Here is a 23860-nt window from a genome sequence, read left to right as displayed (position 1 = left end):
GCTCCGCATTATTTAGAAGATCAAAAGATCGCAGCCTTCGGCAGCTCCTACAAATCCCGCCACGTCAGGTACACCCGCACATCGAACTCCACCTGGTGATACCCCGGCAACATGTGTTCGCACAACTTGTAAAACGCCTTGTTGTGATCCGATTCCTTGAAGTGCGCCAGTTCATGCACCACGATCATTTTCAGAAACTCGGCAGGCGCATCCTTGAACAACGAAGCGACACGAATTTCTTTCTTGGCCTTGAGCTTGCCGCCCTGCACCCGGGATATCGCGGTGTGCAGGCCGAGGGCGCGGTGGGTCAGGTCCAGGCGGTTATCGAACAACACCTTGTCGATGGCCGGGGCGTTGCGCAGGTATTCCTGCTTGAGGTCCAGCGTATAGGTGTACAACGCCTTGTCGCTCTGTACTCGGTGTTTTTCCGGGTAACGCTGGCTCAGGTAGTCGCCCAGCCGACCTTCGGCGATCAGCTGGCGCACCTGGTCCTGCAGTGCTGCGGGATAGGCCTGGAGGTATTTCAACGCGGTCATTGGGGCGGCAACACAAGTCACGAAAAGGTCGTCAGTGTAGCGAATTCAGCCGGTCAGCGTGTTCCAGTCGAACGGCTGCACAAAGTCGCCGACGTCCTCGGCCATCATCGGCCGCGCGACCAAAAACCCTTGCACGTACTCGCAACCATTGGCTTGCAGCCACTGATATTGCGCAACGGTTTCCACCCCTTCGGCAATCACCAGTATCCCGTACTGCTTGCACAGGTCGATCACATTGCGCACCAGCGCCGCATCGCGTGAGGACTCCGGTAGCCGGGCAATCAAATGCCGGTCGAGCTTGAGCGTATCCAACTCCAGATCACGCAGATGAGCCAGCGAACACGGCCCGGAACCGAAGTCATCCAAGGCCACTCGCACGCCCAGGTTACGCAGCAAGCGCAGTTGTTTGCGAGTTTCCTCAGGGTTTTGCATCAAACCCTCTTCAGTGACCTCGACTTCCAGATGGCGCGCCTGCAAACCATGGCGCTCCAGTACCTGGCGCAACTCGGTGACCAGATTGGGCATGCCGAACTGCGTACTGCTTAAACTGACGCCCAGCACCAGGTCCTCGGCAAACAACGTTTCCCAGGCTTTTCGCTGGCCCGCCCCGCGCTGATAAATCCAGCTGCCCAGGCGACTGATCAACCGCGCCTCCTCCAGCAAGGGTAAAAATAGCCCCGGCGGTACATCGCCGACGCTCGGGTGTTGCCAGCGAAGCAGCGCTTCGAACCCGCGAATCTGCCCACTGACAATGGCCACCTGAGGCTGATACACCAAACTGAAATCACGGTTCTCGATCGCCGCGTACACACTTTCTTCGAGCATCAGCCGCGAGCGTGCGCGGCCGTTCATGTCGTGATCGTAGAAACGATATTGCTGACGGCCGGCGCGCTTGGCTTCGTACATGGCGATGTCGGATGCGCGCAGCAAGCCGTCGAGATTGGCACCGCAATCCGGGTACGTCGCAATGCCGATGCTGGCGCCCAACGCGATATCCAGACCATCAATCTGCTGACAGATCGACACCCGCTCAATGAGCTTCTCGGCAATCTTTGCCGCTTGCTCGGGGAATTCCAGGTCCAGCAATGCAGTGAACTCATCACCGCCCATGCGCGCCAGAATGTCGAAGGGCCGCAGACAGGCCTTCAACTGCTCGGACACCCAACGCAGCACCCGGTCGCCGGCATCGTGACCGAGGGAATCATTGACCCGCTTGAAGCCGTCGAGGTCCAGATACAGCAGCACCCAAGCGCTGTCGGAGCGATCGCCACGCAGCAGCAGGTTTTCCGCCGTCTGATAAAAACCGCGGCGATTGAGCAGCCCGGTCAATGGGTCAGTGACCGCCTGGAACTCCAGTTGCTGATGCAGATGACGCACCACCGACATGTCCAGCACCGTCACCACCATCGCATGCTGTTCGCTGGGCAACGGCGCGCAAGAAAGCGCCACGGGCACCTGTTGGCCGGGCGCGGTACGCAGCAGTGCGTCATGCAGGCGCAGGGTTTCGCCGCGTTTGTAACCGGTAAACAGCTCTGAATCGGCCCAGACCGGGATGTGCGGCTTTTGCAGGAAATCCAGAAACTCTCTGCCTTGCAGGTCTTGCACCGTGGCATTGAGCAGCCGCGACATCGCCGGATTGGCAAAGCGGATCAGACCGTCCTCACCGACCACCAGGATGCCTTCGGCGGCGTTGTCCAGCACCGAGGCATTAAACGCGCGCGCGACCTCCAGATCGTGGCTCAGGCGCTGCAAGGCACGGCGATTGCGCTGATGCTCGAGCAGCGCCTGGACTTTGGGCTTGAGAATTTGTGGGTCGAACGGTTTGAACAGGTAATCCACCGCGCCGCTGGCATAGCCCTTGATCACGGCGTCCTGGGACTGTTCGTTGGCGGTAAGAAAAATAATGGGTGTAAGACAGGTTCGCTGACTGCCGCGCATCAGGCGCGCCACTTCAAAACCGTCCATGCCCGGCATCTGCACATCCAACAGCACCAGGTCGACATCGTGTTCGAGTAATAGACTGAGTGCCTCTAAGCCCGAGGCGGCGGTCATGACCTGCCAGTCCTGGCGCTGCAACAACGCGCGCATGCTGATCAGGTTTTCAGGGTAATCATCAACGATTAAAAGGATCGAGTTGCCTTCAGCTGGCGTGGGTTGCGCGCATTCCATGCTGCTTCTCTTATGCGGGACGTCAGGCCGGTTTCTCGTGAAAACCGGACAAATACTAAGCCTTCACTCTAGACCGGGTTCCGCAAAAGCAGAAGCTATCAGTACGCCATCATTTAACCAAAGCGTCCATTTGCCGACTAACGGTCGGCGCTACAGGCCCCTGAAACCGGGAAAGATGGCCTTTTAACAGGATTTTGACGTCACCCGTTTGTCATTCACGCATTAACAAATTGAACTTCTGCGATTATAAAGACCGCCCCCAAGGCGCGCGCCAGAGCTTCTGGTACGTGCGTGCAGTAAAAAACCGTGGAAGCTTTTGTCTATGATCGATCTCGCAACCTGGAACCTCAGCGTTCCCGTCGGCAATCCGCCGTACACCGTTGACACGTCAAAACTGGTGGATGGCTTCAAGGACCAATACTTCCACTCCGACACCGGCACCTTGTTTTTCTGGTCCCCGGTCACCGGTTCCAAAACTGAAAACGCAAAGTATCCCCGCACTGAACTTCGCGAAACCTACAGCAATGGCACACTGAAAAACTGGCTCTACCCGGACGCCGACAATACCCTGCGCGCCACCTTGGCGGTGAACCAGGTACCGAGCTCGGGCAAGATCGTCATCGGCCAGATCCACGCCTATGAAAGCCAGAAACCTTTGGTGAAGCTCGAGTATCAATACAAGACCAGCACCTCTACCGGCAACATTGTCGCCAAGGTGCGCATGCACCCGGATGACGGTGACGGACGGGTGATCACCATTGCTACCGGGGTGAAGATGGATCAGGAGTTTTCCTACCTCATCCACCTGAGCCCGGGCGGAGCGTTGGGCATTAGTGCGGCGGGCTACCAGTGGGACACCGACATCAGCAAGACCTGGAGCGTCAAGCCGCTGTACTTCAAGGCAGGGGTGTATGTGCAGGACCACACCGGGTACACCAGCGAAGGCGGGAAAGTGACGTTCAGCAAGCTGGATATTGATCACGATAAGTAGCCCTCTCACGCTGATCGTTCCCACGCTCCGCGTGGGAATGCCTCAAGGGACGCTCCGCGTCCCAACCCTCCAAAGAACACCACACCCCCTGCAGCTGCCGAGCTCCGCGAGGCTGCGTCCGAGGACGAAGTCCTCGCAAGCCCGATGAACCCGGACTACCTGAATAAATGCGTTGTCTGAATTACGACTGCTCCGTCCGAACGCGGCCCGAACCGAACGCAGCCTCGCAAGCTCGACAGCTGCTACAAAATCCTGGCGTCCGCAAAACGCGTAGGACCACTCCGACTGTGGCGAGGGGACTTGTCCCCGTTGGGTCGCGCAGCGGCCCCGCTCTTTCTCAGGAAAGCTGGGGCCTGCTGCGCAGTCCAACGGGGACAAGTCCCCTCGCCACAGGTCTTTATTACCAACCCAGTTCCGTCGCTGTTTAGCCAGCCGTTTAAAGACACTCAGCGTTACGTCATCCAGCCTACAACCGCTTGCGCCATTACCTACCACTACGCCAAAATCCGCCGGCTTGTGCGCGTGGAGGGCCATCGGTAACTTGATTCGGGTCACTGATTCGCAGTGATCGGGTTTAGTAGCCCGTGGTTTCAAGCGTGGTGCACAAGCATCTGTCAGTCAGGAATCTCGATTCCTGCGCTTGATGGTAGCTGTGCGTAGGGCACCCTCGGGTGCGCCGGCTTGCTAGAAACCCCGGTCTACTAACCTGCGTACAGTTGCCTCCACTTTGATTAGTAGCCAAAGAGCGGGCACTCCAATCAGGTTTCTAGCAAATGACTATATCGACACCTCATCCACCGGCCACAGACCCGGCCTCCCCCTACGAATCCTTCGATTCAAAAAAACTCAACGAAGCCGCCGACCGCGCCCTCGATCACTACCTCTGCCCCGGCGCCCGCATCATGGCCACGGTCAACGAATCCGAAACCATCTACCTCGCCAACCCCGCCTACAACACCGAATCCCTGCTGGCCAACGCCAGCGAAACCCTCGGCTCCGCCAGCGAAATGCTCAACAACTTCACCGCCGTGCTCGATCCCGCTCACCGCAGAACCGCATTGGGGATTGCTCAGTTGGTGATGCTTGGGGAATTGGCGGTGAATCAGGCGCTGGATCATGTAGAGCTAAAGTAATAAGTGCGAAGGGGGGGGATTTATTGAATCGCCCCCTGATTACGCTCAGCCATTTCTCCGGTTATCTGAGGCCCATCTTTTGAGGGGAAGAGAAAACTACACTTTCAACATCCGTCGGAACATGCAGTGAAGTTCTCGTACCAGACAAACAAATAAAATCTCGTCGTCCATTTACGAATGGTGCCGTTAGCTCAAAGCTATCGGTACTTGTCGAGAACCAGAACATTGTTTTTGTTGGGGGGTAGAAAGTAAACCCCCCGTCGACAAATTCTGATGGTTGTCCGTTATTATAGCTCACATGAATTTTAGTGCTTCCGGATTTCTCAACGGCATAATGAAAGGAAAGTGTGTATCCCTGTTGTGATTTGTACTTATAATTAACCGGCGAATATAACGTGGTTATACCGAAACCATCTCCAAAGTTGAGTTCTGCGATTGCATCTATTATGCCACCCATGATCTTGTCCTTTTCTACGATTGAAGTAAGTAGGAAGTACGCCCTCCTCTTTCAGGGACCTTCTTCATACATTTCAAGGATGGTTATTTTATTCTGAGGTGTAACCTGTAAGAAATGACAGTTTTTAATAACTTTTTGCGATAGCAACCAAATAAAATCGGACTAAATCAAAGAGGCGGATTTATTTAGCCGCCCCCTTTCAACGCGAACAACCGACCCGTCCTAATTAAATTATGTGCTTCCCGATGTCTTGATTTCATAGGAGGTTCTCAAATTAATCGACGCATCAAAAACCCCCAGTCTCACTTAATCGTTGTGTTCAACCAGTTCGGCCAAGGATCTAAAATCTATCCGATTGTCCACGATATCAAGCGCCATCCCCAGCGCTGTTAACACCCTGAACACGGTGTAAATCGCTACAATTCTCGCCCGCCTCAAGATCAATGATAGTTTTACGATTGCATGCAGCTCTTTGCGCCAACACAGCTTGGGTATAACCCTTCGCACGCCTGTACTGACGGATTCGCTCACCAAATAACGGCGGCTTGTGTAAGGTCATGAAATGTCACCTATATCGGACTTCAGCTAAACCAATCACTACTTTGTCCGTTATAGGTGACATTTCATCCAAGGTAAATCTGAGCACGAAATAAAATCGATGAACAAAAAAACCCGCCTCTCGGCGTCTTCAAATCAGCTCAACACCCAGTCTCAATTGACCCTGGCGTTCAACTCACTCTTCACAGGTGGCGCATGGCGCCGGTCGATACCAGGCGCAGGTCGGTGTCGATGTTGCCCCTGCGTACGCCGTGCTTGATGCTTTCGACGATTTCTTCAATCGGTACATCGTAGGTTTCTTTGATGTCGCCCCCATACTGGTTGATGATCGCCACCCACTCTTGCGGAACCTAAGCGGTAGATAAAATGTTACGCATACGCTACATTTTCTGAAAATGTTACGGTAATCGAACATGGATTATATTTTTTTGATTAGCCGGCTTGGCAACCAGTTACGCGAAAAACGTGTAAATCGCGGCCTGACGCAAGCCCAGCTAGCTCACCTCGCGGGAATGACGCGGCAAAAAGTCATCGACGTCGAGAAAGGCACCCTTTCTGTCGGGATGATCGCCTACGCGCGCGTCCTGGCGGCTCTAGATTGCGAACTCACTGTCGTTCCAGCCGTCATGCCGACCCTTGAAGAACTTGGGGACCTATTCGAATGAAAATGACCTCCCTCAAAGTCAGTACGCCTGAAGGGCGCAGCGGCAGGATTTTCAGCGATGGCGAATACTTCACGTTCCGTTATCACGAAGATGCAACGCCAGAAATGGCTATCAGCTTGTCGATGCCGGTGCGACATGAGGAATCTCGTCGGCGCGAACTCCATCCCGTTTTCCAGATGAACCTGCCGGAAGGCTACGTGCTGGAGCAACTGCGCAATCGCTTGGCCAAGACTGTAAATGTCGACCCAATGCTGTTATTGGCGCTATCCGGCAGCACTTCGCCCATTGGCAGGGTTCAAGTGCGCTCTGAAACGGTTGATGCCTTGCTGGAAGAGCAACAATTTCCGGGAGAAAAACTTGAAGATATTCTGACTTGGGACGGCACGGAAGATATCTTCGCCGGCCTAATGGATCGCTACATCCTGCGGGCGGGCATCTCAGGTGTGCAGCCCAAATTGTTGGTTCCGGAACAGCAAGAAATCGCGTTGCCACGCGTGACCTCGAAAACCTCGGACCTGATTATCAAAAGTGGCCGAGACGAATTTCCCGGTCTGGCGATCAACGAGTTCCTTTGCATGTCCATTGCGAAGGAGGCAGGCATTCCCGTTCCGCCGTTTTACCTTTCCGATAATGCCAAGCTGTTTGTCATGCGTCGCTTTGACCGCGATGACCAGCTGAACCCGATTGGTTTTGAAGACATGGCAGTGCTGATGGGTCTGTCGGCTCACCAGAAGTACAGCAAAAGTTATGCGGCAATCGCCAAGGCAATTCGTCTGTTCTGCTCTGCAAAGCACTTACGCTCCTCCCTTGATCAACTTTTCGATATCGTTGCCCTGAGTTGTATTGTCGGGAATGGCGATGCTCATTTGAAAAACTTCGGACTGCTCTATTCCGAACCAACGCAACGCGATGCGCGTCTGGCGCCGGCGTACGACATCGTCAACACCACGGCCTATATTCCGGAAGATGTTCTGGCGTTGGATCTGGCGGGCAACAAGTCGATGTTCGCCTCGCGACAGGGACTACTAGAGTTTGCGAATACCTGTGAAGTCGAGCGACCCAAGGAGCGCATTCAGCAACTGCTTGTCTCGGTTGAAGCAGTGCTCGGTCGCTATCCCCAGTATCGCGAACAGGCGCCTCATGTGGTGGCTGCCATTGAGCATGCGGCAGCGCCGTTTTCTCTGACTTTTGGATAGCATCGTTACGCGTCAGTCTCTCCGCCCATAAAAAAACCCGCCTCATCGGCGGGTTTCTCTCAAATCAGCTCAACACCCAGTCTCAATTGACCTTAGCGTTCAACTCACCCTTCAAATAACGCTGGAACATCGCTTCCAACGAGATCGGTTTGATCTTCGAAGCATTACCCGCAGTACCAAACGCTTCATAACGTGCAATACACACATCACGCATCGCAGTCACAGTAGCGCCAAAGAACTTACGCGGATCAAACTCGCTCGGATTGGTCGCCATCAAACGACGCATCGCACCGGTGGAGGCCAGGCGCAGGTCGGTGTCGATGTTGACCTTGCGCACGCCGTGCTTGATGCCTTCGACGATTTCTTCAACCGGTACGCCGTAGGTTTCTTTGATGTCGCCGCCGTACTGGTTGATGATCGCCAGCCAGTCTTGCGGAACCGAAGACGAACCGTGCATTACCAGGTGGGTGTTCGGGATGCGTTTGTGGATCTCTTTGATGCGGTCGATGGCCAGCACGTCGCCGGTAGGCGGCTTGGTGAACTTGTACGCGCCGTGGCTGGTGCCGATGGCGATGGCCAGGGCGTCGACCTGGGTGCGTTTGACGAAGTCAGCGGCTTCTTCCGGGTCGGTCAGCATTTGGCTGTGATCCAGAACGCCTTCGGCGCCGATGCCGTCTTCTTCACCGGCCATGCCGGTTTCCAGCGAACCCAGGCAGCCCAACTCGCCTTCTACCGATACACCGCAGGCGTGAGCCATGGCCACGGTTTGTTGGGTCACACGGATGTTGTAGTCGTAGTCGGTCGGGGTCTTGCCGTCTTCGCCCAGGGAACCGTCCATCATCACCGAGCTGAAGCCCAGTTGAATGGAGCGCTGGCAGACGTCAGGGCTGGTGCCGTGGTCCTGGTGCATGCACACCGGGATGTGCGGGAATTCTTCGATTGCCGCCAGGATCAGGTGACGCAGGAACGGTGCGCCGGCGTATTTGCGAGCACCGGCCGAAGCCTGGACGATCACCGGGGAGTCAGTCTTGTCAGCGGCTTCCATGATGGCGCGCATCTGCTCAAGGTTGTTGACGTTGAAGGCTGGAACGCCGTAGCCGAACTCGGCTGCGTGGTCCAACATCTGGCGCATGCTGATAAGTGCCATTGTGTGTGTATCTCCCGGTTGAGGGTCGTTAATCGTGCCAGCCTGCCGTAGCGGCGGCGGCTATTCAAGTTATTGCAGATCGGGGGTTAATCCAGTCCGCTCATTCGGTATTACGCAAAAACCCTGTGGGAGCGAGCCTGCTCGCGATAGCGGTGCAACGGTCACATCATTGTTGGATGTGATGGCCTCATCGCGAGCAGGCTCGCTCCCACATTTGGATCTCTGTGAATCAAATCAATCGTCTTACTCGGCTTTACAACCGCGGCCGATCAAATCATTGGTGGCGACCCAGTACACCAGGCCTTCCTCACCTTTTATGTGAAACGCCAGCATGTCGTTGCTGTACAGCGAACCTTCGGCGCCCGGCTCATGCTTCAAGCGGTAGACCTGATCGGCACCGCCCAGGCGAACGTCGACTTCCTTGCGGCTTTCGTCGGTGTAGCGCCAGAGCACTTTAGCCTGACTGTCGCAGGTCCAGGTCGTCCAGCTGTCCGTCGATTCGGCCGGCTTGAACAGGTTCAAATTAGCGCAACCTGCCAGCAGCGCCAGCGCCGTAACGGCGATAAAACCTTTCATCCATGTTCCTCGACTGACGACGCACGCCGTCAGCCCTGAGTAAAGTGTCAGACCCGTCAAGGGCAACCATGTTCCTTGGCCGGGGTCTGCGTCTCGTATTTGTCCAGGCCATCAGGCCCGGAACGCTTGTTGATCACCGGGTTGGTTTCGGCTTGCCAGTCGGCCTGGTAGCAGCCTTTGTCCTGCTCAGGCGTCTCCGGAACCTTCGGGGCTTTCGGGTTACTCCCGCAAGCCACCAGCGAACCCGCGACCATCAACAGCGCTAACGTTTTGACCATCTGAACACTCCTTTGCCTGGTCAAATGGGCGGCCTCAGGCCTTGGCCCGGCTTTCCAGGACTTCAACGGCCGGCAGCACCTTGCCTTCGACGAATTCGAGGAACGCGCCGCCGCCGGTAGAAATGTAGGAGATCTGATCGGCAACGCCATATTTATCGATCGCTGCCAGGGTGTCGCCGCCGCCAGCGATGGAGAACGCCGAGCTTTCTGCGATGGCCTGGGCCAGGACTTTGGTGCCGTTACCGAACTGGTCGAATTCGAACACGCCTACCGGGCCGTTCCACAGGATGGTCTTGGACGACTTCAGCAGCTCGGCGAAATTCGCCGCGGTCTGTGGGCCGATGTCCAGAATCATGTCGTCTGCGGCCACATCAGCGATCAGCTTGACGGTAGCGGTGGCGCTTTCAGCGAATTCCTTGGCAACGACGACGTCGACCGGCAGCGGCACGCTGACCTTGGCGGCGATGGCGCGCGCGGTGTCCAGCAGATCCGGCTCGTACAGGGACTTGCCGACCGGGTGACCGGCAGCGGCCAGGAAGGTGTTGGCAATGCCGCCGCCGACGATCAGCTGGTTGCAGATCTGGCTCAGGCTGTTGAGTACGTCGAGTTTGGTCGAGACCTTGGAGCCGGCAACGATGGCCGCCATGGGTTGAGCCGGGGCGCCGAGGGCTTTGCCCAGTGCGTCCAGTTCGGCGGCCAGCAACGGACCAGCCGCCGCGACTTTGGCGAACTTGGCCACGCCATGGGTCGAACCCTCAGCGCGGTGAGCGGTGCCGAAGGCGTCCATCACGAACACGTCGCACAGGGCGGCGTATTGCTGGGCCAGTTCGTCAGCGTTCTTTTTCTCGCCCTTGTTGAAGCGCACGTTTTCGAACAGCACGATGTCGCCGGCCTTCACGTCAACGCCGTCCAGGTAATCGGCCACCAGCGGCACTTCACGCCCCAGAGCCTCGCTCAGGTAGTCAGCGACTGGCTTGAGGCTGTTCTCGGCCGAGAACTCGCCTTCGGTCGGACGGCCAAGGTGCGAGCAGACCATCACGGCCGCGCCTTTTTCCAGGGCCAGCTTGATGGTCGGCAGCGAGGCCAGGATTCGCGCATCGCTGGTGACAACACCGTCCTTGACTGGGACGTTGAGGTCTTCGCGGATCAGTACGCGCTTACCTTGCAGATCGAGGTCGGTCATCTTCAACACGGTCATGGGTCGCATTTCCTGGTTTACGGCTTTTGATAAGCAGAGAGTGGAGAAGCTGTTTGCAGATAGTGCTCTGCAACGTCCAGCATTCGGTTGGCAAAACCCCATTCGTTGTCGAACCAGGCCAGGATGTTCACCAGCCGTGGGCCGGAAACTCGGGTCTGACTGGCATCGACGATGGCCGAATGTGGGTCATGATTGAAATCACAACTGGCGTGAGGCAACTCGGTGTAGGCCAGAAGGCCTTTGAGCGGGCCAGTGGTGGCGGCCTCGCGCAAAATCCGGTTGACCTCGGTGGCGTCGGTGTCGCTCACAGTCTGCATCGTAATGTCGAGGCAAGACACGTTAACCGTCGGCACCCGCACGGCTTTGGCCTGAATTCTTCCGGCAAGTTCCGGTAACAGCCGTTCGATGCCACGCGCCAGACCAGTGGACACCGGAATCACCGACTGAAACGCCGAACGGGTGCGGCGCAAATCTTCGTGATGATAGGCGTCGATCACCGGCTGATCGTTCATCGCAGAGTGAATGGTGGTGATCGACACGTATTCCAGACCAATGGCCTGATCCAGCAGGCGCAACAGCGGCACGCCGCAGTTGGTGGTGCAGGACGCGTTGGACACCAGCAACTCATCACCCGTCAGGCAATCCTGGTTCACGCCGTAGACGATGGTGGCGTCGACATCCGCCTCGCTGGCCATCGGCTGGGAAAACAGCACGCGCGGTGCGCCGGCGTCGAGGAAGCGCTGGCCGTCTTCGCGAGTGTGGTAAGCGCCGGAGCACTCCAGCACCAAATCGACGCCCAACGACGCCCAATCGATGCCTTCGGGGGTGGCACTGCGCAGGACCTTCACGCAGTCGCCATTAATATGCAGACAATCGCCGTCGACCTTCACTTCACCGGGAAAGCGCCCGTGAGTGGAGTCGAAGCGTGTCAGGTATTCGATGCTGGCCATGTCAGCCAGATCGTTGATCGCAACAATTTCAAACCCGGCCGCCGCCCCTCGCTCGAACAACGCACGCAAGACGCAACGACCAATCCGGCCGTAGCCGTTGAGTGCAACTTTGTAAGGACGCGGTTGAGGCATGGGGTTCTCGACGAAGCTTGGGAATGTAGTCGCCAGGTCTGCCGCCTTCGCGGGCAAGCCTCGCTCCTACGGATCACATTGACCTGTAGGAGCGAGGCTTGCCCGCGAAGACGTCAGCGCTGACAACGCAACTGTCGGATTTAGTCTTCCAGCAGCTCTTCAGCCTGACCCAGGATGTTTTCCAGGGTGAAGCCGAACTCTTCGAACAAGGCTGGCGCAGGCGCCGACTCGCCGTAGGTGGTCATGCCGATGACGCGGCCTTCCAGGCCCACGTACTTGTACCAATAGTCCGCATGCGCGGCTTCGATGGCGATACGGGCGCTGACCTGCAACGGAAGAACCGCTTGCTTGTAGCCGGCGTCCTGAGCATCGAACACGCTGGTGCAAGGCATCGAAACAACACGCACCTTGCGACCTTGCTCGGTCAGCTTGTCGTAGGCCTGAACCGCCAGACCCACTTCAGAACCGGTGGAGATCAGGATCAACTCAGGCTCGCCTTCGCAATCCTTCAACACGTAACCGCCGCGGGCGATGTCGGCGATCTGAAACGCATTGCGGGTTTGGTGCTGCAGGTTCTGACGCGAGAAGATCAGCGCCGAAGGGCCGTCCTTGCGTTCCAGCGCCAGTTTCCAGCACACAGCCGATTCAACGGCATCGGCTGGGCGCCAGGTGTCGAGGTTCGGCGTGCTGCGCAAGCTGGTCAGTTGCTCGATCGGCTGGTGAGTCGGACCGTCCTCGCCCAAACCGATGGAGTCGTGGGTGTAGACAAACACGACACGCTTCTTCATCAGCGAGGCCATGCGCACTGCGTTGCGGGCGTATTCCATGAACATCAGGAAGGTCGCGCCGTAAGGCACCAGACCGCCGTGCAGCGTCACGCCGTTCATGATCGCGCTCATGCCGAACTCACGAACACCGTAGTACATGTAGTTGCCGCTGGCGTCTTCAGCCGAAACACCTTTGCAACCTTTCCACAGGGTCAGGTTGGAACCGGCCAGGTCAGCGGAGCCGCCCAGCAGTTCAGGCAACAGCGGGCCGTAGGCATTCAGTGCATTCTGGCTGGCTTTACGGCTGGCGATGGTTTCGCCCTTGGCGGCGACTTCAGCAATATAAGCAGAGGCTTTTTCAGCGAAGTCTTCCGGCAGGTCGCCGCTCAGACGACGAATCAGCTCGTTGGCCAACTCAGGGAAAGCGGCAGAGTAGGCAGCGAAACGCTGATCCCACTCGGCTTCGGCCGCGCGGCCGGCTTCCTTGGCGTCCCACTCGGCGTAGATGTTGGCCGGGATTTCGAACGGACCGTGATTCCATTTCAGCGCAGCGCGGGTCAGGGCGATTTCCGCGTCACCCAGTGGGGCGCCGTGACAGTCTTCTTTGCCTTGCTTGTTCGGCGAACCGAAACCGATGGTGGTCTTGCAGCAGATCAGGGTTGGCTGATCGCTTTTGCGAGCGGTATCGATCGCGATCTTGATCTCTTCAGGGTCGTGACCGTCGACGTTGCGGATGACCTGCCAGTTGTAGGCTTCGAAACGCTTAGGCGTGTCGTCGGTGAACCAGCCTTCGACTTCGCCGTCGATGGAGATGCCGTTGTCATCGTAGAAGGCGATCAGTTTGCCCAGGCCCAAAGTACCGGCCAGGGAGCTGACTTCGTGGGAAATGCCTTCCATCATGCAGCCATCACCCAGGAACACGTAGGTGTGGTGGTCGACGACGTTGTGGCCCGGACGGTTGAACTGTGCCGCCAGGACTTTTTCAGCAATGGCGAAACCAACGGCGTTGGCCAGGCCTTGACCCAGTGGACCGGTGGTGGTTTCAACGCCTGGGGTGTAGCCGAATTCCGGGTGACCCGGGGTGCGGCTGTGCAGCTGGCGGAAGTTCTTCAGGTCATCGATCGACAGATCGTAGCCGGTCAGGTGCAGCAGCGAGTAGATCAACATCGAGCCGTGACCGTTGGACAGCACGAAGCGGTCACGGTCAGCGAACGATGGATTGCTCGGGTTGTGCTTCAGGTAGTCACGCCAAAGTACTTCGGCGATATCCGCCATACCCATAGGGGCACCGGGATGGCCGCTGTTGGCTTTTTGCACGGCATCCATGCTGAGGGCACGAATGGCGTTGGCACGCTCACGACGGCTGGGCATCGCTGTTCTCCTGCGGATATTGAATCGAGAGTGAATAAAACGAAACGGAAAAAAGGCGAGCATTTTCCCTCACAGGCATGCCTCGCGGCAATGACAGATAGTCATCTGAAGGCGTTTTTCCGGTGGATAAAGTCGCATTCGCCTGGTGAAACCTTTCCGCTGACGATGTGTAGAGTGACCCTTTCCCCGAGAAGTGCCATCTATCGAGCAATATCAAAACTTTTTGATATTGCTCTTGCAGTGATTTCTGACCGTCACTAGACTGCTGGCCTTATGAATTTACGTGCGCCTTCCATTCGACATGACGATTGCGATGAGCTGGCGGCCCTGTGCAAGGCCGGCGGCGATCCTCTGCGCCTGAATGTATTGCGCGCGCTGGCCAACGATTCGTTTGGCGTGCTGGAGCTGGCGCAGATCTTCGGCATCGGTCAGTCCGGCATGAGTCACCACCTCAAGGTATTGGCCCAGGCCGACCTGGTGGCGACTCGCCGTGAAGGCAACGCGATTTTCTACCGTCGCGCCCTGCCCCACACCGACCTGCTGGGTGGCAAGCTGCACGCGGCCCTGCTCGACGAAGTGGACAACCTGACCCTGCCTGCCGAGGTGCAGTCGCGGATCGGTCAGGTCCATGGGCAACGAGCGGCGGCCAGCCAGGACTTTTTCTCACGGGTCGCGGAGAAGTTTCGCGCCCAGCAAGACTTGATCGCCGGTCTGCCGCAATACCGTGAAAGCGTGGTGGCATTGCTCGACAAGTTGAGTTTCAGCGAAGACGCCACGGCCATCGAAGTCGGCCCCGGAGACGGTGAGTTTCTGCCGGAACTGGCGCGCCGCTTCACCCAGGTCACGGCGCTGGACAATAGCCCGGCGATGCTCGAACTGGCGCGCCAGGTTTGCGAACGTGAACGGCTGGCTAACGTCAGCCTGCAATTGGCCGATGCATTGAACGGTGTAAACCTCAAGGCTGACTGCGTTGTACTGAACATGGTGCTGCACCATTTCGCCGCGCCGGCCGAAGCGCTCAAGCACATGGCCGATTTGCTGCAACCAGGCGGTAGCCTGCTCGTGACAGAGTTATGTAGCCACAACCAGAGTTGGGCCAGGGAGGCCTGCGGTGATCTCTGGCTGGGGTTTGAACAGGACGATTTGGCCCGTTGGGCCACCGCTGCGGGACTCGCTCCCGGGGAAAGCCTTTATGTAGGCTTACGCAATGGTTTCCAGATTCAGGTTCGCCACTTTCAGCGACCGACTGGCGACACTCACCATCGGTAAATTCAGGAAAAAATCGAGATGAGCGAATACTCCCTCTTCACCTCCGAGTCCGTGTCTGAAGGGCATCCGGACAAAATCGCCGACCAGATTTCCGATGCAGTGCTGGACGCCATCATTGCTGAAGACAAATTCGCCCGTGTAGCGGTCGAGACGCTGGTTAAAACCGGCGTGGCAATCATCGCAGGTGAAGTCACCACGTCGGCCTGGGTCGATCTGGAAGAGATCGTGCGTAACGTCATTCTGGACATCGGCTACAACAGCTCCGATGTCGGCTTTGACGGCGCCACTTGCGGCGTGATGAACATCATCGGCAAGCAATCTCCAGACATCAACCAAGGTGTCGACCGTGCCAAGCCTGAAGATCAAGGCGCCGGCGACCAGGGCCTGATGTTCGGCTATGCCAGCAACGAAACCGACGTGCTGATGCCAGCACCGATCACCTTCTCGCACCAGTTGGTTCAGCGTCAGGCCCAAGCCCGTAAATCCGGCCTGCTGCCTTGGCTGCGCCCGGACGCCAAGTCGCAAGTGACTTGCCGTTACGAAGGCGGCAAGGTTGTCGGTATCGATGCCGTTGTACTGTCGACTCAGCACAACCCTGACGTGTCCTACAAAGACCTGCGCGAAGGCGTGATGGAGCTGATCGTCAAGCACGTGCTGCCTGCCGAACTGCTGAGCAAAGACACCCAGTTCCACATCAACCCGACCGGCCAGTTCATCATCGGCGGCCCGGTGGGCGACTGCGGCCTGACCGGTCGCAAGATCATCGTTGACAGCTACGGCGGCATGGCCCGTCACGGCGGCGGCGCGTTCTCCGGTAAAGATCCATCGAAGGTTGACCGTTCGGCTGCCTACGCCGGTCGTTACGTGGCCAAAAATATCGTGGCAGCCGGCCTGGCCGAGCGTTGCGAGATCCAGGTTTCCTACGCGATCGGTGTTGCTCAGCCGACTTCGATCTCGTTGAACACCTTCGGCACCGGTAAAATCAGCGACGACAAAATCGTCAAACTGGTCCGCGAAGTGTTCGACCTGCGTCCATACGCAATCACCACCATGCTCGACCTGCTGCACCCGATGTACCAGGAAACCGCTGCGTACGGCCACTTCGGTCGCACCCCGGCCACCAAGACTGTGGGCGAAGACACGTTCACCACTTTCACCTGGGAAAAGACCGACCGCGCCGATTCCTTGCGCGCTGCTGCCGGCCTGTAAGACTTCCCCGGCGGTACCAAAAGCCCCGCACGGTTTGCCGTGCGGGGCTTTTTATTGCCCGTTGTCCGAGTGCCGACACACGCTGATAAACAGCCGGCCTTCTCATCCGGAAAATTCGTCCTAGTCTTCAAGCATTCCACTTGAGCAAGGACGCTCACGATGCTGCTCAACCTGCGCGTGTTTTTCGGTTTTCTACTGATAGCTTTCTGCCTGACCACCCACGCGGCCGAGTGCCCCGACTGGCCACCCTCACGCGCCCAGGACGAAGTCACGTCACTGCAAACACAAATCGACCTCTGGGACGACAGCTATCACCGGGACGGCCGCTCATTGGTCGCCGACGAACTCTACGATCAGTCCCGTGTGCGACTGACCGAATGGCGCACCTGTTTTGGCCTGGGCCAATCTGCGGAACCGTTACGCACCGCGGGCGGCACGACTCCTCACCCCATCGCCCACACCGGCCTGGAAAAACTCCACGATGGTCGCGCCGTCGAAGCCTGGCTAAACGGTCGGAGCGATGTCTGGATTCAGCCAAAAATCGACGGCGTGGCGGTGACGCTGATCTACCGCAAAGGCCTGCTGATTCAGGCAATCAGTCGCGGTGACGGGAAAAATGGCCAGGACTGGACGGCTTCGGCGCGCCAGATCGCCGCCATCCCCCAACAATTGCCACAACCGCAGGACCTGCTGCTGCAAGGTGAACTCTATTGGCGCCTGACCGACCACGTACAGGCTCAGGCCGGCAGCCTCAATGCACGCGCTACAGTGGCCGGTTTGATGGCCCGTAAGAAATTGAGCACTGAGCAAGCCGCCGGGATCGGCCTGTTTGTCTGGGACTGGCCCCAAGGCCCGGCCAGTTTGCCCGCCCGCGTCGCAGCCCTGGATGAGTTGGGTTTCCCGAGCTCCGCACCTTACAGTCATTCGATCAAGGTATTCGCCGACGCTGAACGCTGGCGAGATCACTGGTATCGCTCGCCCCTGCCCTTCACCAGTGATGGCATTGTCCTGCGCCAGGGTCAGCGTCCACCCGCCGAGCGCTGGCAGGCCAAACCGCCCTATTGGAGCGTCGCCTGGAAATACCCTTTTGCTCAGGCGTTGGCCGAGGTGCGCAAGGTCCACTTCAAAATTGGACGGACCGGACGGATCACGCCAGTCCTGGAACTGACACCGATAATGCTTGATGACCGGCAGATCAGGCGGGTCAGTGTGAGCTCACTGCAACGCTGGGAAACACTGGATATCCGGCCTGGGGACCAGGTCGCCATCAGCCTGGCAGGCCTGACCATTCCAAGGTTCGACGGTGTCATGCTGCGCAGTACCGAACGCGCTGAATTGAGCGTACCGCTGGCAGAGGACTTTCATCATTTGAGTTGCTGGCAGCCGACACCGGGGTGCGAAAGCCAATTCCTCGCCCGACTGACCTGGCTCAGCGGCAAGCAGGGACTGGCTTTGCCCCATATTGGCCCTGGCACTTGGGAGAAACTTTTCGAAACAGGCCGCCTGAGCGGCCTGCTGGATTGGTTAACCCTCGATGCTCAAGAGCTTGCTAACATTGACGGCTTCGGCGAACGCAGCAGTGCTCGTCTTTTGAACAGCCTCAACAGTGCCCGGCAACGTCCATTCGCTCGCTGGCTCAAGGCCTTGGGTTTGCCACCGACCGGCCAGGCACGCCTCGCCAACTCATGGCAGGAACTGGCACAACGAAGCACCGAACAATGGCAGGCAGAACCTGGCATCGGCCCGGGACGCGCAGCGCAATTGAGCGCATTTTTCCGCGACCCGCAGGTCCTGGCCTTGAGTGAAACATTACGTGTTGCCGGGATTGACGGTTTTTAACGACGGGTGATGTCCACCAACCCGGAACCCAATGGTGCCGCTGGGCTCAAACACCCCATCGCCACATCGACCCGATTGCCTTTTCACATGGAGCTTTTATGAAACTTCTTTCACCGCTCGCCCTGTTGACCCTTTGCAGCGTGATGGCCACTCCACTGATGGCCGCCGAAGAAGCTCCGGGGCTGACCGGCTGCGCCGCGAAGAAGCAGGGCATCATCAACCAGATTGAACTGGCCAAATCCCACGGTAATGCTGATCAGCAGGCTGGCCTTGAAACTGCCCTGAGCGAAGTTACCGCTCATTGCACCGACGCTTCGCTGAAGAAAGAACGGGAGAACAAAGTGCTCGACGCCAAACACGAAGTCAGCACGCGCCAGGCTGATCTCGACAAGGCAATGAAGAAAGGCGACGCCGAGAAGATCAACAAGCGCAAAGACAAACTCGCCGAGTCCCGCAAGGAATTGCAGGACGCACTCGATCAGTTGGATAAGTAAGTCCCCGGCTGAGCGACGGAGCTGATCGTTCCCACGCTCTGCGTGGGAACGATCGATCAGTTCAGGAATCAATGATCCCGAAACTCTTTATGGCACGCACTACAGGCATCTTCGACTTTCTGCACTGCCGGGCCCAGGTTACTGGCCTTGTAAGGCTGAACCTTGCTGGCAATCACCAATTCACCGGTGGCGGCTTCAAGGGTGCGGACCATTTCCTGGAAGCGCGCCTGCTGCTGCCAAACATTGTCCTTGGCGCTGGTGTGATCTTCTTCGCGCACCGGCGGAAAATGTTTCCAGGGTTCATGGGACAACGCGTCGAGTTTCACGGCGCCATCGGCGAATTTCGGACCGTCAAAGGGAATGCGACCACGCAACATGCCACCCAGGTCTTCGCCGGTCTTGAGCATTTGCTTGAAGATTGCCTTGCGCTGACCCAGCGGCGAGTTGGGGTCGACACCACCGCAGGCGGACAGCGTCAGGCAGGCCAGCAATACAACAGAAAGTCTTTTGAGAGTCATGGTGGCTTCAGGTCACGGGAAACGGCGGCCAGTATCCTCGCGTCATCGGCAAAGACCAATAGCCCTATTATCAATACGGGTTGTTTGAGCGCATGGAGCACTCAGGCAACCGGCAAAGGAATTACTCCATGAACAGCCGTTTCAAGGCATGGCGTCACAACCTCGCTTGGACCCTTCCGATGGTGGCCGTGCTTGCGGGCTGCACCGGTGGCGACAACAACAAACCAAAAACCCACGCCCTGGCCACCTACTCCAGCGCCAAGTGGGAAGCGCTTCCGACGGTGTCCGACAACGACCTGGTCGCAGGCTTCGGCTCGTGGCGCAGCGCCTGCACCCGACTCAAAGCCGACCCAGTCTGGGGCTCGACGTGTGCGGCTGCCGCCAACGTGCCGCAAACCGCCAACGATATTCGTGGCTTCCTCAAGCAGAACCTCGACGTCTACGGCCTGCGCGCCGCCAACGACAATCCCAACGGCTTGATCACCGGTTATTACGAGCCGGTCTACCCCGGCAGCCTGACCCAGACCGAAGCGGCGAACATCCCGGTGTACGGGGTACCCGAGGACATGATCATCGTCTCCCTGGACAGCATTTACCCGGAACTCAAAGGCAAACGCCTGCGTGGACGACTCGAAGGTCGGGTGCTCAAGCCTTACGACGATGCGGCAACGATTGAAACCAAAGGGGTCAAGGCACCGGTTGTTGCCTGGCTGACCGACCCAATGAATCTGCAATTTCTGCAAATTCAGGGCTCGGGCCGCATTCGACTCGACGACGGCCGCCAATTGCGCATTGCGTATGCCGACCAGAACGGTCACCCCTATCGCCCCATCGGCCGCTGGTTGGTCGATCAGGGCGAGCTGAAAAAAGAAGAGGTGACCATGGGCGCCATCAGCAATTGGGCCAAGGCCAATCCGACGCGCATTCCGGAACTGTTGGGCAGCAACCCCAGCTACGTGTTCTTCACCCGTAACCCGGACAGCAACGAAGGGCCTCGCGGCTCGCTGAACGTACCGCTGACCGCAGGCTATAGCGCGGCGGTGGATCGCAAAGTGATTCCGCTGGGCAGTCTGTTGTGGTTATCGACGACTAAACCGGACGGTACCGCACTGGTACGCCCGGTAGCCGCTCAAGACACCGGCGGCGCCATTGCCGGCGAAGTCCGTGCGGACCTGTTCTGGGGCACGGGCGATGCGGCCGGGCAATTGGCCGGCGACATGAAACAGCAGGGGCAAATCTGGATGCTCTGGCCTAAAGGCGCAGCCCTGCCTCAAGTGCCGCAAGTGACCGACAAGCTTTAAAAAGCAAAAGACCGCAGCCTGTGTAGGAGCTGCCGCAGGCTGCGATCTTTTGATCTTTCCTTTCAGACCGACACAAAAAAGAAACTGGCAATCAGCCCCATCCCAATGGCCCACATCAGCGACCGCAAAGTCGCCCAGTCCGCCAGGTAGCAAATGATGTACAGCAGCCGGCTGGTGATAAACAACACCGATAGCACATTGACTGTCACCAGCTCCGCGTTGCCGGCCAGGTGCGCAACGATCACTGCAGCCGCAAACGCCGGGGTCACTTCGAAGCTGTTCAACTGGGCCGCATTTGCACGTCTCGCCACGCCTTCGAGTGAATCCAGAAACGCTCGCGGATCATGATTCTGTTTCAACCCGAATTTGCCATTGCTGAACTTGGCGACACCCGTGCACAGGTACGGCAGGCAGATCGCTATCAAAATGCACCACAGAGCAACCGTCATAAAGCAGTCCCTTCTTCAAGTTTTAGAGCGTCGAGTTCCATCAAGGGGCGGTCAAAACTTCATCACCAGCATGCCGATCAGCACCAGCCCACAGGCTAAGAGCCGAGGCCTGCCGAAAGGTTCTTTCAGGTAGCGCATGCCGAACAGCACCACCAGAATCACGCTGATCTCGCGCAATGCCGCCGCTTCGGCAATCGAGCCCAGCTGCATGGCCCACAGCACCAGAGCGTAGCTGAACAACACGCAAAACCCGACTGCCAACCCCAGTCGCCACTGCTCACGCCAGAACAACACGAAGGCCGGTCGCTTGCGCACCAGCGCCAGTAACGGGAACGGCCAGGCGCTGAGTAACGTGACCCACACCAGGTAATCCAGCGGATGCGACCAGCGTCGCAACGCCTGGCCGTCGATGAAGGTGTAGCAGCCGATACACAGACCGATCAACGCCACCACCGGCAGCATCGACCACGGTAAACGCGCACCGCCGCCGCCCTGCCAGAGCAGGCAAAGCATGCCGAACGGGATCAGCAAAATGCCAAAAATCTGCTGGTTCGTCAGCACTTCCCCGGCAAAAATCAGCGTCAGCGCCAGCACCACCAGTGGCGACAAGCCACGCATCAGCGGGTAGACCAACCCGAGGTCGCCGACGCGGTACGCCTGGATCAGCAGATAGCGATAGAGCAACTCGAACGCCGCCGACGCCAGAATCCACGGCCAGATTTCCATGGGCGGCCAGTTGATGAACGCAAGCATCACCGCGACAAACAACATCGCCACGCTGTCCATGCAGGCCACCACCAACAATCGTTCCGCACTGAATTTGATCAGGGTATTCCACGCCGCGTGCAACAGCGCCGCTAGTAACACCAGTGCTGTTGCAAGCACGGCACACTCCTTTATTTATTTTTGTTCCCTTCGGGAGGGCTTGGGCGAGGGGTGGCTCTTGATCTCATCACCGATTTCAGGCCGAGCATCACTGACTACTTTTTGCTCTCCTGTGGGTCGGACTCCGGACCATGATCCGCAGACTTCTTCGGCGGCCCGCTCTCGCTACGAATCTGCGCATGGCTGATCAGCGCGAAGATGAAGCTGCCGCCGATGATGTTCCCCACCAGCGTCGGCCCGGCGAACACCAGCCAGAAATCCTTCCACGGCAACTCGCCGGCGAACACCAGATACGAGACCTCGGCGGAGCCAACCACGATGTGGGTGAAATCCCCCAGCGCCATAAGGTAGGTGATGAGGATGATGATCCACATCTTGGCGCTCTCCATGGACGGAATCATCCAGACCATGGTCGCGATCATCCAGCCCGAAACGATGCCTTTGGCGAACATCTGGCTGGCGCTGTTCTCCATGATCTTGCGACCGATATCGAGGAAAGCCAGATCGGTCTTACTGTCGAAAATCGGCAGATTCAGCATCACATACGCCACCAGCAACGTCCCGCAGAGGTTGCCCACCAGCACCACCGACCACAGCCGTAGCAACCGACCGAAATTGTTCAGTGTGGGTTTGGTCATGATCGGCAACACAGCCGTCAACGTGTTCTCGGTGAACAATTGCTGACGGGCGAGAATGACCGCAAGAAACCCGGCGCAGTAACCAAAACTGGCGATCACCTTGAAGCCTTCGCCGTCCGGCAGTCGGGAATTAAGCAGTCCCATGGCCATCAGCGACAGGCCCATGGTCAGGCCGGCCGCCAACGCCGACCACCACAAGGCGGCGACGCTGCGCTCAAGCTCCTGATCGCCCTGGGTGCGGATGATTTCGTGCAGCACCGCCGCCCGTGGCGGCTGGCTCTTGTCGACGTCGTGCTGTTCTTCAGGCGAGAGGTTCGGGGTCTTGCCGTCTTTTTGCGTGTCCATAAAGCTCCTGAACCTGTGGCGTGTCATGTAGGTACGACACGCGCGGTTCGGAGCTGTTCACTGACCACCGAAACGAAACCGGTTCTGTAGGAGCGAGCGGTGCGGCGTTCCGACTTGCCCGCGAAGGGTTCGCCTCGGTTTTGGCGGTGACGCAAATGACGCCTTCGCCAGCAAGCTCGGCTCCTACAGGGCTCGCATTACTCGTTGATGCCATCATCCTTGAACTGGTCTTGGACGTACTTGATCTCGGTCCGGCCGTGCGGCGCAGGCAAGCCGTCTTCACCCAGATTGACGAAGACAATCTTGTCCACCGTCAGGATGCTTTTGCGGGTGATCTTGTTACGCACTTCGCACTTCAGGGTGATTGAGGTGCGACCGAACTCGGTGGCAGTAATGCCCAGTTCGATGATGTCGCCCTGGCGCGAGGCGCTGACGAAGTTGATCTCTGAAATGTACTTGGTCACCACACGCTGATTGCCCAACTGGACGATGGCGTAGATCGCCGCTTCTTCGTCGAGCCAGCGCAACAGGCTGCCGCCGAACAGCGTGCCGTTGGGGTTGAGGTCTTCGGGTTTTACCCATTTGCGGGTGTGGAAATTCATATTCACTCCTGAGCGTCTTGCCGAATGATGGCGGGCATCATGGCAGAGCCCGACCTAGAGCTCTATTAAGCATCGACTATGTTCTCGATTACCGTTCAGACATTGACCAACAGAAACGCTTTGGAAGTATCGCTCACACGGCTATAATCGCCACCGTTTCAAAACGGTCATCTTCAATTGATACCGT

At 57.9% G+C, this 23860-nt stretch carries 24 protein-coding genes and 1 pseudogene; 9 read left to right on the top strand and 16 right to left on the bottom strand.

What is annotated here, in order from left to right:
• Positions 1-47: 47 nt before the first annotated feature.
• Both ACYZT5_RS26760 and ACYZT5_RS26755 read right to left on the bottom strand, forming a co-directional pair.
• On the bottom strand, positions 48-536 hold the full coding sequence (locus ACYZT5_RS26760; protein ID WP_462048116.1) for a M48 metallopeptidase family protein: 489 nt from the start codon (positions 534-536) through the stop codon (positions 48-50).
• A 45-nt stretch (positions 537-581) separates the two neighbouring features.
• Complete coding sequence (locus tag ACYZT5_RS26755; RefSeq protein ID WP_462048115.1) at positions 582-2705, bottom strand: putative bifunctional diguanylate cyclase/phosphodiesterase; 2124 nt, start codon at positions 2703-2705, stop codon at positions 582-584.
• Between the two features lie 322 nt (positions 2706-3027).
• Here ACYZT5_RS26755 and ACYZT5_RS26750 point away from each other — a divergent pair, with 322 nt between their 5' ends.
• Both ACYZT5_RS26750 and ACYZT5_RS26745 read left to right on the top strand, forming a co-directional pair.
• Positions 3028-3696 carry a polysaccharide lyase family 7 protein gene (locus tag ACYZT5_RS26750; RefSeq protein WP_462048114.1) on the top strand — a complete coding sequence of 223 codons (669 nt, stop codon included), beginning with the start codon at positions 3028-3030 and terminating at the stop codon, positions 3694-3696.
• A 773-nt stretch (positions 3697-4469) separates the two neighbouring features.
• Positions 4470-4829 carry a DUF6124 family protein gene (locus ACYZT5_RS26745; RefSeq protein ID WP_462048113.1) on the top strand — a complete coding sequence of 120 codons (360 nt, stop codon included), beginning with the start codon at positions 4470-4472 and terminating at the stop codon, positions 4827-4829.
• A 61-nt stretch (positions 4830-4890) separates the two neighbouring features.
• Here ACYZT5_RS26745 and ACYZT5_RS26740 read toward each other — a convergent pair whose 3' ends face one another.
• The 3 genes and pseudogenes from ACYZT5_RS26740 to ACYZT5_RS26730 form a co-directional block, all read right to left on the bottom strand.
• Entirely contained in the window at positions 4891-5286 is a 396-nt protein-coding gene (locus tag ACYZT5_RS26740) for a hypothetical protein (RefSeq protein ID WP_462048112.1), read from the bottom strand.
• A gap of 367 nt (positions 5287-5653) precedes the next feature.
• Entirely contained in the window at positions 5654-5845 is a 192-nt protein-coding gene (locus ACYZT5_RS26735; RefSeq protein WP_462048111.1) for a helix-turn-helix transcriptional regulator, read from the bottom strand.
• A gap of 190 nt (positions 5846-6035) precedes the next feature.
• Positions 6036-6194: pseudogene (locus ACYZT5_RS26730) on the bottom strand (fructose-1,6-bisphosphate aldolase); the annotation flags it as partial.
• A 63-nt stretch (positions 6195-6257) separates the two neighbouring features.
• Between ACYZT5_RS26730 and ACYZT5_RS26725 the strand changes: the two are divergent.
• Entirely contained in the window at positions 6258-6509 is a 252-nt protein-coding gene (locus tag ACYZT5_RS26725) for a helix-turn-helix domain-containing protein (protein WP_462048110.1), read from the top strand.
• The gene (locus tag ACYZT5_RS26720) at positions 6506-7705 is read left to right on the top strand and encodes a type II toxin-antitoxin system HipA family toxin (protein ID WP_462048109.1); all 1200 of its coding nucleotides are present in this window, start codon (positions 6506-6508) and stop codon (positions 7703-7705) included. The genes ACYZT5_RS26725 and ACYZT5_RS26720 overlap by 4 nt, the downstream gene beginning before the upstream one ends.
• An 82-nt stretch (positions 7706-7787) precedes the next feature.
• On the opposite strand, the gene fba is transcribed toward ACYZT5_RS26720, so the two are convergent.
• The 6 genes from fba to tkt form a co-directional block, all read right to left on the bottom strand.
• On the bottom strand, positions 7788-8852 hold the full coding sequence (gene fba / locus ACYZT5_RS26715) for a class II fructose-bisphosphate aldolase (RefSeq protein WP_462048108.1): 1065 nt from the start codon (positions 8850-8852) through the stop codon (positions 7788-7790).
• 243 nt (positions 8853-9095) lie between these two features.
• Positions 9096-9428 carry an MliC family protein gene (locus ACYZT5_RS26710; protein ID WP_462048107.1) on the bottom strand — a complete coding sequence of 111 codons (333 nt, stop codon included), beginning with the start codon at positions 9426-9428 and terminating at the stop codon, positions 9096-9098.
• Between the two features lie 56 nt (positions 9429-9484).
• Positions 9485-9706: a hypothetical protein gene (locus ACYZT5_RS26705; RefSeq protein WP_462048106.1), complete on the bottom strand. Its 222-nt coding sequence runs from the start codon at positions 9704-9706 to the stop codon at positions 9485-9487.
• Positions 9707-9740: 34 nt separating this feature from the next.
• A complete protein-coding gene (locus tag ACYZT5_RS26700; protein ID WP_462048105.1) occupies positions 9741-10904 on the bottom strand; it encodes a phosphoglycerate kinase in 1164 nt (387 codons plus the stop codon).
• 17 nt (positions 10905-10921) lie between these two features.
• Positions 10922-11986 (bottom strand): erythrose-4-phosphate dehydrogenase, encoded by a 1065-nt coding sequence (gene epd, locus ACYZT5_RS26695; protein WP_462048104.1) that lies wholly within the window; start codon positions 11984-11986, stop codon positions 10922-10924.
• Between the two features lie 140 nt (positions 11987-12126).
• Positions 12127-14124, bottom strand: a complete 1998-nt coding sequence (gene tkt / locus ACYZT5_RS26690; protein ID WP_462048103.1) for a transketolase — start codon at positions 14122-14124, stop codon at positions 12127-12129.
• Positions 14125-14397: 273 nt separating this feature from the next.
• Here tkt and ACYZT5_RS26685 point away from each other — a divergent pair, with 273 nt between their 5' ends.
• From ACYZT5_RS26685 to ACYZT5_RS26670, 4 genes are all read left to right on the top strand, one after another.
• Positions 14398-15393 (top strand): ArsR/SmtB family transcription factor, encoded by a 996-nt coding sequence (locus tag ACYZT5_RS26685; RefSeq protein ID WP_462048102.1) that lies wholly within the window; start codon positions 14398-14400, stop codon positions 15391-15393.
• 18 nt (positions 15394-15411) lie between these two features.
• On the top strand, positions 15412-16602 hold the full coding sequence (gene metK, locus ACYZT5_RS26680) for a methionine adenosyltransferase (protein WP_462048101.1): 1191 nt from the start codon (positions 15412-15414) through the stop codon (positions 16600-16602).
• Between the two features lie 159 nt (positions 16603-16761).
• A complete protein-coding gene (gene ligB / locus ACYZT5_RS26675; RefSeq protein WP_462048100.1) occupies positions 16762-18441 on the top strand; it encodes an NAD-dependent DNA ligase LigB in 1680 nt (559 codons plus the stop codon).
• Between the two features lie 98 nt (positions 18442-18539).
• Complete coding sequence (locus tag ACYZT5_RS26670; RefSeq protein WP_462048099.1) at positions 18540-18935, top strand: DUF1090 domain-containing protein; 396 nt, start codon at positions 18540-18542, stop codon at positions 18933-18935.
• Between the two features lie 68 nt (positions 18936-19003).
• Here ACYZT5_RS26670 and ACYZT5_RS26665 read toward each other — a convergent pair whose 3' ends face one another.
• Positions 19004-19453 carry a c-type cytochrome gene (locus ACYZT5_RS26665; RefSeq protein WP_462048098.1) on the bottom strand — a complete coding sequence of 150 codons (450 nt, stop codon included), beginning with the start codon at positions 19451-19453 and terminating at the stop codon, positions 19004-19006.
• Positions 19454-19581: 128 nt separating this feature from the next.
• Here ACYZT5_RS26665 and mltA point away from each other — a divergent pair, with 128 nt between their 5' ends.
• Entirely contained in the window at positions 19582-20754 is a 1173-nt protein-coding gene (gene mltA / locus ACYZT5_RS26660) for a murein transglycosylase A (RefSeq protein ID WP_462048097.1), read from the top strand.
• A 62-nt stretch (positions 20755-20816) separates the two neighbouring features.
• Here the strand turns inward: mltA and ACYZT5_RS26655 are convergent, their stop codons facing one another.
• The 4 genes from ACYZT5_RS26655 to ACYZT5_RS26640 all read right to left on the bottom strand — a co-directional run bounded on the left by ACYZT5_RS26655 (position 20817) and on the right by ACYZT5_RS26640 (position 23673).
• Positions 20817-21203: an MAPEG family protein gene (locus ACYZT5_RS26655; RefSeq protein WP_462048096.1), complete on the bottom strand. Its 387-nt coding sequence runs from the start codon at positions 21201-21203 to the stop codon at positions 20817-20819.
• A gap of 51 nt (positions 21204-21254) precedes the next feature.
• A complete protein-coding gene (locus ACYZT5_RS26650) occupies positions 21255-22088 on the bottom strand; it encodes an EamA family transporter (protein WP_462048095.1) in 834 nt (277 codons plus the stop codon).
• A 95-nt stretch (positions 22089-22183) separates the two neighbouring features.
• Entirely contained in the window at positions 22184-23071 is an 888-nt protein-coding gene (locus tag ACYZT5_RS26645) for a formate/nitrite transporter family protein (protein ID WP_462048094.1), read from the bottom strand.
• Between the two features lie 197 nt (positions 23072-23268).
• Entirely contained in the window at positions 23269-23673 is a 405-nt protein-coding gene (locus ACYZT5_RS26640) for an acyl-CoA thioesterase (protein WP_462048093.1), read from the bottom strand.
• Between the last annotated feature and the right edge of the window lie 187 nt (positions 23674-23860).

Source organism: Pseudomonas sp. LB3P14 (assembly GCF_054898045.1).
Note: the sequence above shows the minus strand (reverse complement) of the source record. Positions and strands in the feature narration are given on the sequence as shown.

Excerpts from the sequence above, each read along its gene's own strand:
- ACYZT5_RS26760 (WP_462048116.1), bottom strand. The coding sequence starts at position 536 with ATGACCGCGTTGAAATACCTCCAGGCCTATCCCGCAGCACTGCAGGAC.
- ACYZT5_RS26755 (WP_462048115.1), bottom strand. The coding sequence starts at position 2,705 with ATGGAATGCGCGCAACCCACGCCAGCTGAAGGCAACTCGATCCTTTTA.
- ACYZT5_RS26750 (WP_462048114.1), top strand. The coding sequence starts at position 3,028 with ATGATCGATCTCGCAACCTGGAACCTCAGCGTTCCCGTCGGCAATCCG.
- ACYZT5_RS26745 (WP_462048113.1), top strand. The coding sequence starts at position 4,470 with ATGACTATATCGACACCTCATCCACCGGCCACAGACCCGGCCTCCCCC.
- ACYZT5_RS26740 (WP_462048112.1), bottom strand. The coding sequence starts at position 5,286 with ATGGGTGGCATAATAGATGCAATCGCAGAACTCAACTTTGGAGATGGT.
- ACYZT5_RS26735 (WP_462048111.1), bottom strand. The coding sequence starts at position 5,845 with ATGACCTTACACAAGCCGCCGTTATTTGGTGAGCGAATCCGTCAGTAC.
- ACYZT5_RS26725 (WP_462048110.1), top strand. The coding sequence starts at position 6,258 with ATGGATTATATTTTTTTGATTAGCCGGCTTGGCAACCAGTTACGCGAA.
- ACYZT5_RS26720 (WP_462048109.1), top strand. The coding sequence starts at position 6,506 with ATGAAAATGACCTCCCTCAAAGTCAGTACGCCTGAAGGGCGCAGCGGC.
- fba (WP_462048108.1), bottom strand. The coding sequence starts at position 8,852 with ATGGCACTTATCAGCATGCGCCAGATGTTGGACCACGCAGCCGAGTTC.
- ACYZT5_RS26710 (WP_462048107.1), bottom strand. The coding sequence starts at position 9,428 with ATGAAAGGTTTTATCGCCGTTACGGCGCTGGCGCTGCTGGCAGGTTGC.
- ACYZT5_RS26705 (WP_462048106.1), bottom strand. The coding sequence starts at position 9,706 with ATGGTCAAAACGTTAGCGCTGTTGATGGTCGCGGGTTCGCTGGTGGCT.
- ACYZT5_RS26700 (WP_462048105.1), bottom strand. The coding sequence starts at position 10,904 with ATGACCGTGTTGAAGATGACCGACCTCGATCTGCAAGGTAAGCGCGTA.
- epd (WP_462048104.1), bottom strand. The coding sequence starts at position 11,986 with ATGCCTCAACCGCGTCCTTACAAAGTTGCACTCAACGGCTACGGCCGG.
- tkt (WP_462048103.1), bottom strand. The coding sequence starts at position 14,124 with ATGCCCAGCCGTCGTGAGCGTGCCAACGCCATTCGTGCCCTCAGCATG.
- ACYZT5_RS26685 (WP_462048102.1), top strand. The coding sequence starts at position 14,398 with ATGAATTTACGTGCGCCTTCCATTCGACATGACGATTGCGATGAGCTG.
- metK (WP_462048101.1), top strand. The coding sequence starts at position 15,412 with ATGAGCGAATACTCCCTCTTCACCTCCGAGTCCGTGTCTGAAGGGCAT.
- ligB (WP_462048100.1), top strand. The coding sequence starts at position 16,762 with ATGCTGCTCAACCTGCGCGTGTTTTTCGGTTTTCTACTGATAGCTTTC.
- ACYZT5_RS26670 (WP_462048099.1), top strand. The coding sequence starts at position 18,540 with ATGAAACTTCTTTCACCGCTCGCCCTGTTGACCCTTTGCAGCGTGATG.
- ACYZT5_RS26665 (WP_462048098.1), bottom strand. The coding sequence starts at position 19,453 with ATGACTCTCAAAAGACTTTCTGTTGTATTGCTGGCCTGCCTGACGCTG.
- mltA (WP_462048097.1), top strand. The coding sequence starts at position 19,582 with ATGAACAGCCGTTTCAAGGCATGGCGTCACAACCTCGCTTGGACCCTT.
- ACYZT5_RS26655 (WP_462048096.1), bottom strand. The coding sequence starts at position 21,203 with ATGACGGTTGCTCTGTGGTGCATTTTGATAGCGATCTGCCTGCCGTAC.
- ACYZT5_RS26645 (WP_462048094.1), bottom strand. The coding sequence starts at position 23,071 with ATGGACACGCAAAAAGACGGCAAGACCCCGAACCTCTCGCCTGAAGAA.
- ACYZT5_RS26640 (WP_462048093.1), bottom strand. The coding sequence starts at position 23,673 with ATGAATTTCCACACCCGCAAATGGGTAAAACCCGAAGACCTCAACCCC.